Source organism: Vreelandella maris, from assembly GCF_013371085.1.
Classification (GTDB): domain Bacteria; phylum Pseudomonadota; class Gammaproteobacteria; order Pseudomonadales; family Halomonadaceae; genus Vreelandella; species Vreelandella maris.
This window is the reverse complement of sequence record NZ_JABWCV010000002.1, coordinates 140815-155355: the sequence shown is the minus strand read 5'-3', so window position 1 is coordinate 155355 and position 14541 is coordinate 140815. Positions and strand designations below refer to the sequence as shown.

General features: G+C 56.9%; 9 protein-coding genes. All 9 read left to right on the top strand.

Going from position 1 to position 14541, the window contains the following annotated elements; translation table 11 throughout:
- Positions 1–58 precede the first annotated feature (58 nt).
- The 9 genes from pqqC (at position 59) to fdhF (ending at position 13433) form a co-directional block, all read left to right on the top strand.
- On the top strand, positions 59–820 hold the full coding sequence (pqqC, locus tag HUO07_RS02090; RefSeq protein WP_217908755.1) for a pyrroloquinoline-quinone synthase PqqC: 762 nt from the start codon (positions 59–61) through the stop codon (positions 818–820).
- Positions 817–1098 carry a pyrroloquinoline quinone biosynthesis peptide chaperone PqqD gene (gene pqqD, locus HUO07_RS02085; RefSeq protein WP_176302176.1) on the top strand — a complete coding sequence of 94 codons (282 nt, stop codon included), beginning with the start codon at positions 817–819 and terminating at the stop codon, positions 1096–1098. The genes pqqC and pqqD overlap by 4 nt, the downstream gene beginning before the upstream one ends.
- The gene (gene pqqE / locus HUO07_RS02080) at positions 1091–2269 is read left to right on the top strand and encodes a pyrroloquinoline quinone biosynthesis protein PqqE (RefSeq protein ID WP_176302175.1); all 1179 of its coding nucleotides are present in this window, start codon (positions 1091–1093) and stop codon (positions 2267–2269) included. The genes pqqD and pqqE overlap by 8 nt, the downstream gene beginning before the upstream one ends.
- Complete coding sequence (locus tag HUO07_RS02075; protein ID WP_176302174.1) at positions 2266–4101, top strand: S9 family peptidase; 1836 nt, start codon at positions 2266–2268, stop codon at positions 4099–4101. The genes pqqE and HUO07_RS02075 overlap by 4 nt, the downstream gene beginning before the upstream one ends.
- Positions 4073–6721 (top strand): insulinase family protein, encoded by a 2649-nt coding sequence (locus tag HUO07_RS02070; protein WP_176302173.1) that lies wholly within the window; start codon positions 4073–4075, stop codon positions 6719–6721. Before HUO07_RS02075 ends, HUO07_RS02070 begins: the two co-directional genes overlap by 29 nt.
- Positions 6722–6883: 162 nt before the next feature.
- Positions 6884–7993: an S-(hydroxymethyl)glutathione dehydrogenase/class III alcohol dehydrogenase gene (locus HUO07_RS02065; RefSeq protein ID WP_176302172.1), complete on the top strand. Its 1110-nt coding sequence runs from the start codon at positions 6884–6886 to the stop codon at positions 7991–7993.
- Positions 7994–8020: 27 nt separating this feature from the next.
- Positions 8021–8692, top strand: coding sequence for an S-(hydroxymethyl)glutathione synthase (gfa, locus tag HUO07_RS02060; RefSeq protein WP_246286410.1), 672 nt, complete (start codon positions 8021–8023; stop codon positions 8690–8692).
- Positions 8693–8819: 127 nt separating this feature from the next.
- Positions 8820–10553, top strand: a complete 1734-nt coding sequence (locus HUO07_RS02055; RefSeq protein WP_176302171.1) for an NADH-ubiquinone oxidoreductase-F iron-sulfur binding region domain-containing protein — start codon at positions 8820–8822, stop codon at positions 10551–10553.
- 21 nt (positions 10554–10574) lie between these two features.
- Entirely contained in the window at positions 10575–13433 is a 2859-nt protein-coding gene (fdhF, locus tag HUO07_RS02050; RefSeq protein WP_246286408.1) for a formate dehydrogenase subunit alpha, read from the top strand.
- The last annotated feature ends 1108 nt before the right edge of the window (positions 13434–14541 follow it).

The following is a 14541-nucleotide window of genomic DNA, read 5'->3' as shown; positions in this document are numbered from 1 at the left end:
TATTCAGTACAAGGAGCTCGTCATGACGTCCATCGCTTCTCCTTTAGATAGTAAGCAGATGGATAGTAAGCAGAACGGCCCTGCACTCGATCGGGATGCTTTTCGTGCTGCATTGATGGCCAAGGGTGCTTACTATCATATTCATCACCCTTACCAGGTCGATATGGCGCAAGGGCGATCCACGCCGGAGCAAATACGTGGCTGGGTCGCTAATCGCTTTTATTATCAGATCAACATACCCCAGAAGGATGCTGCACTGTTGGCCAACTGCCCAGATGCCGCTACCCGTCGGCGTTGGGTTCAGCGTCTTCTGGATCATGATGGCTATCAGGAGAATGGCGGCGGCATAGAAGCCTGGTTAACTCTTGGCGAGGCCGTGGGGATGACCAGGGAAGAACTTTGGTCCCAGGAGCATGTACTCCCAGGGGTCCGCTTTGCCGTGGATGCCTATCTCAATTTCGTGCGCCGGGCTGACTGGCGCGAGGGGGCGATCTCGTCATTGACTGAACTGTTCGCGCCGGAAATTCATCAGAGTCGCCTGGAGAGCTGGCCGCAGCACTACCCCTGGATCGATGCCGCCGGTTACGGTTACTTCCGCAAGCGCTTGAATGAAGCGCGTCGTGATGTCGACCATGGTCTCGAGGTTGCCCTGGATATATGCACTAACTACCAGGCCCAGCAGCGCGCCCTGGATATATTGCAATTCAAGCTGGATGTGCTGTGGAGCATGCTTGATGCCATGAGCATGGCCTACCAACTTGGTCGTCCCCCGTATCATAGCGTTACTGATGAGCGGGTCTATCATCGGGGGTTGGCATGACGCCGAGTATTGAGGCAACTACTATATACAGGCTGCGTCCGGGATGGCGCCTGCAATGGGAGCCTGCTCAACAACGGCATGTTCTGCTTTATCCCGAAGGCATGGTTCAGCTCAACGAAAGCGCCGGCGCGGTGCTGACATTGCTGGACGGTGAGCGTAACGTTGCCATGTTGGTCGCTGAGCTGCAGCGTCGTTTCCCCGAAGCCACCACGCTTGAGGAGGATGTAAGAGAATTCCTGCTCGACGCCGCCAACCAGGGGTGGATACGTCATGACTAAGTTACTCTCGAGTTCACCGGAACCTAGCACAGCCTACGATAAGGCGCGTGACGATACGATCGGTGCGCCGCTGTGGCTGCTGGCGGAACTTACCTATCGCTGCCCCTTGCAGTGCCCTTACTGCTCCAACCCCCTTGATTTCGCTTCTCAGCAAAAGGAACTTAGCACCGATGAGTGGCGCGATGTGCTGCATCAGGCGCGCGCCATGGGTGCCGTCCAGATGGGCTTTTCGGGAGGGGAGCCTTTGGTGCGTGACGACCTGGAAGAGTTGGTCGCTGAGGCGCGTGAACTGGGCTTTTATACCAATCTAATCACTTCTGGCCTGGGGCTCGATGAGGCGCGCATATTAGCCTTGCGCGACGCTGGCCTTGATCATATCCAGATCAGCCTACAAGCAGCAGACGAGGAAATGGCGGCTGCATTGGCCGGCTCGAAAAAAGCCCATGCCAAGAAATTGGCCATGGCGCGTGCCGTCAAGGCAGCGGGCTATCCAATGGTCCTCAATGTCGTGCTGCATCGGCATAATATTGATCAGATTGATAAGGTCATCGCGTTATGCGTCGAGTTGGGCGCCGATGCCGTAGAGCTAGCCAATTGCCAGCTTTATGGCTGGGCACATCTCAATCGTGCGGGGCTTTTGCCGAGTCGTTCGCAGCTTGATGCCGCAGAGGCGACGACTCAGCGTTGGCGCCAGCAGCTAGCTGCCGAAGGCAAGGATATGCGCTTGCTGTTTGTGGTGCCGGATTATTATGCCGAGCGTCCCAAGGCATGCATGGGAGGCTGGGGGGCGATATTCATGACCGTCACACCGGATGGCACGGTGCTACCTTGTCACAGTGCTCGCGAGCTGCCGATGACATTTCCCACGGTGCGTGAGCAGCCGCTCAATAGCATCTGGTATGAAAGCTTTTCGTTTAACCGTTTTCGAGGCGATGAATGGATGCCCTCACCATGTCGTGAGTGTGACGAACGTCATAAGGATTTCGGGGGTTGTCGCTGCCAAGCCTACCTGCTTACCGGTGATGAGACAGCCACGGATCCAGTTTGTGGCTTATCACCTCAACACGGGCTGATTGAGGCCGCACGTGCAGAGGCGGCTGCCGATAATCGCTCTGTGGCGGAACTGACGCCACGGAATAAACGGGAATCGCAAGTGTTTTGCCGCGAATGAGTAAGCACATAACGTTCGATGTTTCCTCTCTGCTCGATACGATGCCCCGCGAGGTGGCATTGCCTGCCGATGGTCTGAGCGAGTTGCAGGCAACTCCGACGGGAGCATTCTGGCTCGCGGCGAATCCAGCCACGGGGCGCAAGACACTGTGGCACTGGGCGAATGGTGAATCACGTGCCCTGACACCTCCGCTTTATGATGTTGGTAGCCGTGTCAATGGCTATGGCGGGGGTGCCTATGCCTGTTTCGATGAGTTTGTGGTGATCATCGATAACCCAAGCCAGCAACTGCTTCAGCAGCCTTTGGCTGGAGGCGAGGCACGCCCTTGGTGGTCACGACCGGATGCCCGTTATGGTGGCATGATTGCCGATCCGCATCGTTGTCGTGTGTTAGCGGTAGAAGAGTACGGTGATGGCCGTCAAGGGAGCCAGAGGCTGGTGGCTATCCGCGAAGGAGAGCTCGACGTCATTGCCGAAGGTAGTGATTTCTATGGCGCACCGTCGCTTTCGCCCAATGGTCGCTGGCTCGCCTGGGTGGAATGGCAGTTGCCGAATATGCCCTGGCAGCGCTCCACACTGAAGATTGCTGAACTCGGAGACGATGGGCTTGCTCGCGCCATCAACTGCTGGGATGGCGGTACGGCCGTCAGTCAGCCACGTTTTGCCAGCGATGGTGGATTGATCGTGATGAGTGATCACGGTGGTTGGTGGCAACCTTATCGGTTCAAAGGAGAGACGGTAAAGCTGCTCAGTGACTGGCCGGCGGATCATATTCCTACTCCCTGGCAACTGGGAGAAAGCCATCATCTATGGCAGGGAGATGGCGGTATCGTAGTGCGCCTCGAAGAGGGCGCGGCGCATGTTCTGCATCTCGATTCTCAAGGCCGTTCGTCGGCTCGCTATTTTCCCGATGCGTCGCGCGTGGCAGGGTTGGCAAGTGCCGAGGGATGGCTGTATGCAATTACTCAAGGCGTCGGCCATACCGCACGTCTGGAACGTGTCCGATTTGGTAATAATGAACACCAGAAACTGTTAAGTTTAGCCACTCTGGATCTTTCGCTTGTACCGGAAACACTGACCATTACGGTGGGCGGCGATGAATGGTTTACAGCCTTCCTTTATCACGGCGACGGTAAGGAAGCGCAGGCGGGCAGCCCTATGCCGCTGATCATTCGCGTACACGGAGGGCCCACGTCAGCCAGCTATCCGGTCTACGATCCGCTCGTACACTGGTGGACGCAGCAGGGATTTGCCGTCGCGGACATTAATCCACGCGGCAGCGGCAACTGGGGACGCGCTTTTCGCGAACGGTTCGCGGGGGAATGGGGGCAGTTGGATGTCGAGGATGTTATTGCTCTGGCCGATGAACTAGTTGCGCAGGGCGTTGCCGATGCAGAGCAGTTATTCATTCGGGGACAGAGCGCAGGCGGTTTTACCGTGCTTAATACACTCGCTGCAACCACCTGTTTTCGTGCTGGTGCGAGCCTTTATGGCGTCACCGATGCGCCGCGTTTGGCCACACAAACCCACCGCTTTGAATCCGGTTACCTTGAGTGGTTATTGGGTGATACCGCTTCACAACGTAGACAAAGCCCTTGTTACCGTGTCAACTCGATCAATTCGCCAGTGATTTTTTTCCAGGGTGACCAGGACCGAGTGGTGGTGCCGGAACAGACACACGCCATGGCCGCAGCATTACAGCAACGAGATGTGAAGGCGAGGGTAGTGCTATTCGATGATGAAGGCCATGGCATTAGGCATCCGGATAATCGACGTCGCATGATCGCTGAAGAGCTCGCCTTTTTTGCCTCCACCTCCCACACCGGACGTTGATATGGGCGTTGAGGAGGCTCTGCTAAGTGGGATGCCGGCATTGCCGACGGGCAGTCGTGTCGCTCGTCAACGCTTGCCAAGCGGCACCGATATCCTGGCTGTGGAGGTGCCTTCCGCACGTAAGGTACGCCTGGTCGCTGCGGTGGGGGCGGGCTATCTTGATGAACCCCGCGAGCGGCCCGGGCTGGCCCATCTACTCGAACATTCACTTTTTCTCGGCTCACGGAACTCACCTCAGCCGGGCGCCTTTGCTGCCTGGGTGGGCGAGCAAGGGGGGCGCTACAATGCCAAGACCGATGAATTTGTCACTGATTATCACCTGAGTTTGCCACCTGCCGCCGCGCAGGAGGGGCTTGTTAGATTAATCGACCTGCTGGTACGGCCGTGCCTCGTGACATCCGCGATCAGCCGGGAAATTGAGGTTATCGATGCCGAGTTTCAAGCTCGCCTGGCAGACCCGGCACTGCACCGCCAAGCAGTTCTGTCGCGGCTGTTCCAGCCTGACCATCCCGCCGCCGATTTTCATGCCGGTCATCGTGGCACTCTTGGCAAAGGTAGTGCCTCCCTTTGCGAGGCTCTCGGCGACTTTCACGACACACATTATCGTGCCGAGCGTATCAGCATGGTAATGCTCGGGCCGGCATCGCTTGCTAGCCAGTTCGAGATGCTGGAACCGACATGCAGTGCTATCCCCGACGGCGCACGACCTCTCAATCGACAGTCGAACGCTCGCTGGGCGTCACCGGCCTATCTGCAATGGTGCCTGCCCCCTAAGCAGGCATCGACAGCGCCAAAACTCGAGATGCTATGGCCACTGTCATCCTCTTTGGCGGAGCATCATGCTGCGCTTCTCGACCACGCGCTAACGACCTTATGCGATGGCCGACTGGCCGCCACGCTGCAGGAGCAGGCTGCCATTGCCGACATGGCGGCGACCGTCAGGCCGGAGGGTACTGGTCCCGCGCTGTGCTTAACCTTGACGCTGACCCCAAGGGGCGAGCGCTGTGTGGACAGGCTGTTGGCGACCTGCCTGAGTGCGGTAAGGGAATTACCATCGCGTCTCGTCATTCAACCGTGCCCATATCCCTTAATTAGCGAAACCGATTTAGATGACTATGCGCTACAACTGGCTCGACGGTTGGCCCAGCCGCCCTCCACTGAGCATAGCGATAATCATGGCGATAATGGCTTTCAGTGCGCGTTCGACGAACTCGAGGCCTGTTTGGCGCCATCGGCGTGTCGCATCATGGAAGAAAAGCAGGGACTCGATGCCGATGTCGAGTATGTGCCAAATACATTGACCCCGTTTCGACGAGTGAGCTGGCCGGAAGGTAGGGCGTCTACCAGCGCCGCAAGATTGGCGCCTTGTCCGGCACCACGCATCGCACTGCAGGATTATTTGACCCGGGGCGCTGTTGCCAGCTCGCCGACAGTGGCCGAGTGCCTTGGCGAGCATGGGTCTTTCGGCCTCTGGTGGGCGGGAGGGAGCGGGCAACAGGATAGCAGTTGGTGTCTCGGCTGGCCTGCGCCCAGGAAGACTCAGCAAGTACGCCTGGCGGCGTGGCACCAGCATACGTTGGCACTTCGCCAAGCGGCACGAAATGCTGCCGTGACATTAACGTTGGGCGGTGATACCAGAGGCGATTGGCTGAGAGTGCAGGGCGAGCCTCAAGGCCTCGAGTCGGTGGCTTCTCAAGCATTGGCAGCATGGGCAGTGGTCACGCCTGATTCGCCGCGGGGCCAAGCCCGCTCTTTACAACCCCGCTCTTCACAACCCAGCGTTGCGCCAGCCGGCTTGCTGGCGCAACGTATGCTGGCATGCTTGGGGGTGCCTTTTCCCAGACACGATGCGCAACCGTTGGGTAAACGAATATTGAGTTGGAGCATGGGCTGGCTTGGGCCCAGCGAGTATCTTAGCGCCTCGCAGCGCCTGGCCACACAAGCGTCTGAATTGCTCGATTACAGTTGTGGTGTTGTTGAATCAAGCCACGAAACGCTATCCACAAGCGTCGCTGGAGCACCTCGCTGGCTCGCGCCACAGGGTGAAGATCATGCGCTGATGCTACAAATCGATGGCCCCGATGATACCCCCGTGAGCCGACTGTTGATGCGGCTACTTGCCGATGCGCATGATAGTGCTTTTTTCCAGGAGCTTCGCGTTCACCAAGGTTTGGGTTATGTCGCAGCTGTGCGCTATCGCGAGGCAGACGGCTGGCCGCGATTGGGCTACGTGGTGCAGTCTCCGCATGCCGATATTGATGACCTGCAAGAAGCGGTGAAATGTTTTCTTAAGCAGAAAGGCATGGCGCTGGCCCGTCTGGGTGAGGCCACACTGGCGCGGCGGCTGGATGGTTTAAGCATGCAATGGGGCCCTCCCGAAACGCCTGGCGAGGCTATCTTGGCGAGCTGGCAAGCGTTGCGCCATGCTGTCATTGGCTCATCCCTGTCCACAGCAATGCCGCCAACGGCTACGGCGCTAATTTTACGGCCCTGGGAAGTCATGGAACATGCCTTGGTGGACGTGACTCCAGAAGCGCTGGAAGAATTTGCCGCGACCCTGTTCGCTGAAGCGCCGAGGCAGTGGTGGTACCACTCGCCAGCGGGTTATCGCCGATTGTGATTGTTGCCCTGTGGCAACACTCTTATGACTCCCGTGTCAATACCCTTTTTGACTAAGCTCGCCTAGACTGACTTTGAACTGCCGCGCTCGTGAGTTCGGCACCATCAATGACAGTGAACGCTGTTAAAACACCAGTATTACAATAATAAAAGGGTAAAGTTTATGAAGTCACGTGCCGCCATCGCCTGGAAAGCCGGCAAGCCGTTGGAACTTGTCGAAATCGATGTCGAAGGGCCCAGGACGGGAGAGGTGCTGGTGCGTATTGCCGCGACCAGTGTCTGCCATACCGATGCCTTTACGCTTTCGGGAGCCGATCCGGAGGGCCTGTTTCCCTCAGTGCTCGGCCATGAGGGCGCGGGCGTGGTACAGGAGGTTGGCGAAGGCGTAACCAGCCTGCAGCCCGGTGATCATGTCATTCCGCTTTATACTGCCGAATGTGGCAAGTGCAAGTTCTGCCTTTCCGGAAAGACCAACCTATGCGGCGCAGTGCGTGCTACCCAGGGCAAGGGCTTGATGCCCGACGGCACGACACGCTTCTCGCTGGATGGCCGTAAGCTCTACCACTACATGGGCTGCTCAACCTTCTCCGAATATACCGTACTGCCCGAGGTCTCCCTGGCCAAGGTATCCAAGCAGGCTCCGCTGGACAAGATCTGCCTGCTCGGCTGCGGCGTGACCACCGGCATTGGCGCGGTTCTCAATACCGCCAAGGTCGAGCCCGGCGCCACGGTAGCGGTATTTGGTCTCGGCGCCATTGGCCTGGCGGTCATTCAGGGCGCCCAGATGGCCAAGGCCTCGCGGATCATCGCCATCGACGTCAACCCTGACAAATTTGAGCTGGCACGCCAGTTCGGAGCCACCGAGTTCGTCAACCCCAAGGACTACAGCGACCCCATCCAGCAGGTGATTGTCGACCTGACCGATGGCGGCGTCGACTACTCCTTCGAATGTATCGGCAACGTCAACGTGATGCGCTCGGCGCTGGAATGTTGCCACAAGGGCTGGGGCGAATCGATCATCATCGGGGTTGCCGGGGCAGGCGAAGAGATATCTACACGGCCATTCCAGCTGGTCACCGGGCGAGTCTGGAAGGGTTCGGCCTTTGGTGGTGTTAAAGGGCGTAGCCAGCTCCCTGACTATGTTGATCGCTACATGAAAGGTGAATTGAAGATTGACGAGTTCATCACCCATAACATGCCGTTTGAACAGATCAACGAGGCGTTCGATCTGCTCCATGAAGGCAAGAGCATTCGTACCGTCCTGCACTATTGAAGGGGCATCGTTGAGATGAGGTGAAGTATGTCGTGGCTAACAAAAATTCTGACCAGTTTGCGAGGGGAGAATGCCCCAGCGCCTGCCGACAATAACGACAAACACATTGGTGAGAAAGGAGAGCAGCAAATGAGCGGAATCAATATCCACCCTTCGGTCGATAATGGCGTGAAGGCGGGCAGTGACCAGTTTAGCGGTGGCAAGTTGTATTGCCATTGCTCTTCCAACCAGGTCGAGGTAACCGTCAAGGCGCAATGCATGCACAACCATGTGTGTGGTTGCACCAAATGCTGGAAGCCATCAGGCGCGCTTTTCTCCCAAGTGGCCGTGGTCCCGAGGGATGCAGTGAGTGTCACGGCGAATGAGGACAAGCTGAAGGTCGTCGACTCTTCCGCTACCATCCAACGTCATGCCTGTCAGAATTGCGGTGTGCACATGTTCGGGCGTATTGAGGATACATCGCATCCCTTTTATGGCTTGGATTTCATCCATACCGAGCTATCCAGTGAGCAAGGATGGACCGCCCCCGAGTTTGCTGCCTTTACTTCGTCAATTATCGAATCGGGAGCAGACCCGGAACAGATGGGCGCTGTTCGCTCACGCTTGAAGGAACTTGGGCTGGAGCCTTATGACTGTCTTTCTCCGCCTCTGATGGATGCTATTGCGACGCATACGGCAAAGGCAAAAGGCGTGCTGTAATCGTCTTCGGCATGTCTTTTTAGCCGTAATCATGATCTGAACACTTGGCGCCGTATAGGATAACTCTCTATTACGGCGCCAATTGCTTGAGCGCCAAGAACTTTTAAGTGAGCGAGAGAAATTCCGGATGGTGAGTAAAATCGATAAGACACAGCGTGCTACGTCGGGCAGGCGGGGGCCTCGCGGCAAGCCTCGTGGTCGAGACCTCGACCCCGCTGCGTTGGCTGAGGTCGAATCCCTGCTGGGCACGGATGAAGACAGTTCTCTTCGCCGCCGCGATCTGTTGATCGAAAATCTGCACACCCTACAGGATGCATACGGGCACGTGACATTGCGCCACCTGCGTGCCTTGGCAACGTTCATGAACCTGCCCATGGCGGCGGTATATGAAACGGCTACCTTTTATGCACATTTCGATGTCGTGCATGACGATCAGGCGCCCCCTCCACCCACCACTATCCGCGTCTGCGATTCATTATCCTGTCAACTGGCAGGAGCCGATACGCTGCAAGCTGAGTTGCAAGCCAGCGTCGATCCAAGTCAGGTGCGAGTGATTCGTGCGCCTTGCATGGGCCGTTGCGACACCGCACCAATAGTCGAAGTTGGCCATCGCCATCTTCGCTATGCGACGCGCAATGCGGTCAACGCGGTGCTGGATACAGGCCATTATCATCCTGAGGCTATTGACTGGCAGAAGCTCGACGACTATCTCGACAAAGACGGTTACCAACTGCTTGGCGATTGTCAGAAGGGGAAGGTGAGCGTCGATGCGTTGATGACGATGCTGGAGGCATCGGGTTTACGCGGGTTAGGGGGCGCGGGCTTCCCGACTTACCGTAAATGGGGCTTTGTACGTGCTGAACCGGGGCCTCGCTATTGTGTCATCAATGCCGATGAGGGCGAACCAGGAACTTTCAAGGACCGTTACTACCTGGAGCGTGCCCCGCATCGTTTTCTCGAAGGCGCGTTGGTTAGCGCATGGGCAATAGACGCTACGGCCCTGTATATCTACCTGCGGGATGAGTATCCCGGTTTGCATCGCGTCCTGCATGAGGCGATCGCCGAGCTGGAAGCAGCGGGGCTGGTCGAGCCCGGCTATATTGTGACGCGCCGTGGCGCGGGAGCCTATATCTGCGGCGAAGAATCGGCGCTGATCGAGTCACTGGAGGGCAAACCCGGCAAGCCACGTCATCGTCCTCCTTATGTGGCCCAGGTGGGGCTATTCGATCGGCCAACCCTGGTCAACAATGTCGAGACCGTTTACTGGATCCCGCTGATCTGGAAACGCGGTGCCGAATGGTTCGCCGGTCACGGTCGTCATGGTCGCAGTGGCTTGCGCAGCTTCTCGGTATCGGGACGCATCAATAAACCCGGCGTGCACTTGGCACCGGCGGGTATTACGCTGAATGAACTGATCGATGAGTATTGCGGCGGTATGCAGGAAGGTCACACTTTAGTCGCCTATCTGCCTGGCGGCGCCTCGGGCGGTATTCTGCCGGCGAGCAAAGCTGATATTCCTCTGGATTTTGATACCCTCCAGGCGCATGACTGCTTTATTGGTTCCGCCGCGGTGATGGTGGTGTCCGACCAGGATGATCTCCGGGCGGTGGCCACCAACCTGTTGGCTTTCTTTGCCGATGAATCATGTGGACAGTGCACGCCGTGCCGGGTTGGTACCGAAAAAATGCTGGCATTGCTCAAGCGCAACACCTGGAACGTGGCTGAGCTTACGCGCCTGTCGCAGGTGATGATGGATGCCTCGATTTGTGGTTTGGGTCAAGCCGCACCCAACCCGGTGTTGGGGCTCTTGAAAGACTTCCGCGAGCCGCTGGCTGCTCAGAACGTGATCGTTCGGGGCTGACAGAGGCTAAGGAGCAGTGATATGAATACCGCAGTATTCCCTGCCTCGCCGACATCAGGTATGCCCGAGCCATTCGAGCTGACCCTCGACGGCCATAGCGTCATGGCCTTTCCCGGCGAGACACTGTGGCAAGTCGCCAAGCGTGCAGGAGAGACAATCCCCCATTTATGCTTCAAGGATGCTTACGGCTACCGCGCCGATGGTAATTGCCGCGCCTGTATGGTCGAGATCGAAGGCGAACGCGTCTTGGCCGCAAGTTGCCTGCGCGAAGCCAAGCCCGGCATGGTAGTCAAGAGTGCCACCTCGGAGCGCTCGCGAATTTCCCGCGAGGGCGTGATGGAGCTGCTGATCGCCGATCAACCCGAGCGTGAGGCGAGCCCCGACTGTGCCAGTCATTTCTGGGCCATGGCCGATCAGTTGGCCATCGATGCCACTGCAGTCAAGGCGTGGCTTCCGGCCCGTAATCCCGTCGAGGCACATAAAGCTAAGCGCCAGCTGTCAAATCATGACGCCTCGCACAGCGCGATGAACGTCAATCTCGATGCCTGTATCGAGTGCAACCTATGTGTGCGGGCCTGTCGTGAAGTTCAGGTCAATGATGTCATCGGCCTGGCTCATCGTGGCGCCTCATCAAAGATCGTCTTCGATTTTGACGATCCGATGGGTGAGAGTACCTGTGTCGCCTGTGGCGAATGCGTTCAAGCCTGCCCCACCGGCGCACTGATGCCAGCGACCCTGATTGATGAGCAGGGCCGTGGTAATTCGAAAATAGCCGATCATACGGTTGATTCGGTATGCCCGTATTGCGGCGTCGGCTGCCAGCTGACCTACCACCTCAAGGATCAAGAAATTCTGTTCGTCGAAGGCAGGGACGGGCCGTCGAATCATAACCGGTTGTGTGTGAAAGGGCGCTTTGGCTTCGATTATCCACGCCATCCGTCACGCCTGACCACCCCATTGATTCGTCGCGAGGGCGTGGCCAAGAGGCTCGACCCCGAGTTCGATCCGGCCAACCCCACTACGCATTTTCGCGAGGCAAGCTGGGAGGAGGCGCTGGATATGGCCGCGCGGGGCTTGGTCGGCCTGAAGAATGACCATGGCCCTGATGCATTGGCTGGTTTCGGCAGCGCTAAGTGCTCCAATGAAGAGGCATGGCTATTTCAGAAGCTGGTACGCGTCGGCTTCGGCTCCAATAATGTGGATCATTGCACACGTTTGTGTCATGCCAGTTCGGTCGCTGCGCTGATGGAGTGTATTGGCTCCGGTGTTGTGACGGCTTCATTCATGCAGGCGCTGGAATCCGATGTGGTGATTCTTACCGGCTGCAACCCCACGATAAACCATCCCGTCGCGGCAACCTTTTTTAAACAGGCGGCCAAGAAGGGCACCAAGATCATTATCATTGATCCACGTGGTCAGGCACTGGAGGCCTATGCGCACAAGACGCTGCGCTTCACACCGGGCAGCGACGTGGCGCTGCTCAATGCCATGCTCAACATCATCGTCACGGAAGGGCTTTACGATGAGGCATATATCGCCAAGCACACCGAGGGTTTCGAGGCGCTAAAAACTCACGTCATCGACATGACGCCGGAAGCCATGTCGTACCTTTGCGGTATCTCCGCCGAAGACATACGTGAAGTGGCGAGGCTTTACGCCAACGCCGACAAGGCGATGATCTTCTGGGGTATGGGCATTTCTCAGCACATCCATGGCACCGATAATGCTCGCTGTCTGATCTCACTGGCTTTGGCGTGCGGCCAGACGGGGCGGCCTGGCACGGGGCTGCATCCGTTGCGTGGGCAAAACAACGTACAGGGCGCCTCCGATGCAGGCCTGATCCCGATGGTACTACCCGATTACCAGCCCGTTTCGGATGCACAGGTGCGCAGTGCTTTTGAGGAACTCTGGAATACGACCCTGGAAGCCAAGCCCGGTTTGACCGTGGTCGAAATAATAGATGCCATCACCGCAGGCACCATCCGTGGCATGTATATTCTGGGTGAAAACCCGGCAATGTCCGATCCCGATCTCGATCATGCCCGTGCCGCCCTGGCCAAACTTGAACATCTTGTGGTGCAAGACCTGTTTGTCACCGAGACGGCACAATACGCCGACGTAATCCTGCCGGCTTCAGCTTGGCCGGAAAAGGACGGCACTGTGACCAACACCAACCGCCAAGTACAAATGGGTCGTGCCGCCATGCCCTTACCTGGGCAGGCCAAGCCTGATTGGTGGATCATTCAACAGCTGGCTCAGCGTTTTGGCTTGCCCTGGAATTATCAGCACCCACGCGATGTGTTCGACGAGATGACCAAGGGCATGCCGTCGCTCGATCATATTAGTTGGGAGCGCCTCGAGCGAGAGCAAACGGTCACCTATCCTTGCCCTGCGGACGATGCACCGGGCGCCGATGTGGTCTTCAGTGATGCTTTCCCCACCCCTAGTGGCCGCGCCAAGTTCTCACCCACCCGACCGCTGCCGCCCGATGAACCTATTGACGATGCCTATCCGACGGTACTGACGACGGGACGTCAGCTCGAGCATTGGCATACCGGCTCAATGACCCGACGCACCAAGGTACTTGACGATCTCGAACCCGACGCGGTGGCTAGCGTTGCGCCGAGTGAGTTGGCACGCCTGGGCCTGGCGCCGGGTGAGCAGTTGACGATTACCACCCGGCGAGGGGAGATAACGCTGATGGCACGTGTCGATCCGCAGATGCCGGAAGGCATGGTCTTTGTGCCGTTCTGTTATGCGGAGGCGGCGGCGAACCTGTTGACCAATCCGGCTCTCGATCCTTTCGGCAAGATACCTGAATTCAAGTACGCGGCTTGTCGTCTGAGCCGCCCCGAGGCGATGGCCGAGGTGACGTCTTGATAGCGGAGTGAGTTTGCTTTGCCAAAGTTGAAAACGGGCGTATAGACGCGGCGATTTTTTAATCCGCATAAGCACCGGTCGTTCGGCCGGTGCTTCGCTCATTTTTGCACTTCGAGGGTCCTCGCCCATGTCACGGCAACCATTGGCCCCACTGGGGCTATTCATCCTCAATGTCAAGGAATGATCTAGCATAGATCGCATAAGCATTATTCGCTTCGTCCCAAGGGTTTTGTTTGGGGCACTTACAATCCATTTGTACCAGAGTCTATCGGCTGCAAACTGAGCAGCCACTCTATGTCCTCATCATTCACTACGCAGTAGGATTCTTCTGTCATAGGGTTTTCGAAGCGCTCTGCTGATACATGGTTTAGCACTTGCCCAGTAGAAAGATAAAAGCTAACAGTTCTGGCAAGATCGACTTCCTTTCCAGACAAATGCCGGTGGTGCACTGGTCTGACTTTGGCAATTACATAATTATCGACCCCATCGGCATTCTTTACTGCTATCGATCTTGACATCACTTTCCCCTCAGCCGTGTTGGGCTTAATATTCTGACTTTATATCCAAAAGCATAGCGCTTGAGAGCAATGGCCGCCTCGTACTTTTTCGTGCCAGCGTGCTGTATCCATGGAGTGGTTATGCCAGAGCGCCCAGGCAAATTAATCTCCCTGCTACTCTAAACGCCCGTCGAGCCTTAAAATAACGCCGTTCATACTCGACCGGTAACAAGTTGTCATTCGTGCCGTCATCTTGCCATGACCTAGAGCAGTCATCGCCCTCCCTCCAATTACCTTAACACTCTGCAAGATCCCGCCAATTATCGCTAAAGCAAAGGTTCAAGAAGATACCGTTCAACATCTAACAGTCGTTGTAATGAGCTACCCATCGTCAAATGCGGCATAGGCATCATTACCAATTAGGGTTTTCTGGCCAAGCTAAAGCCTCAATTTCTGATGACTTTAGTGCTTTTCCTCACTGCTACATCTACCTCTTTTCAGATGAGTAAATTCATCCTTATTGATCAACTTTCTCAAAGCTAACTAATGGTGATTTTGAGGAGGTAAGAAAGTATTTCTCAATGTAACCTTGTGTAAGCATAGGGTATGGG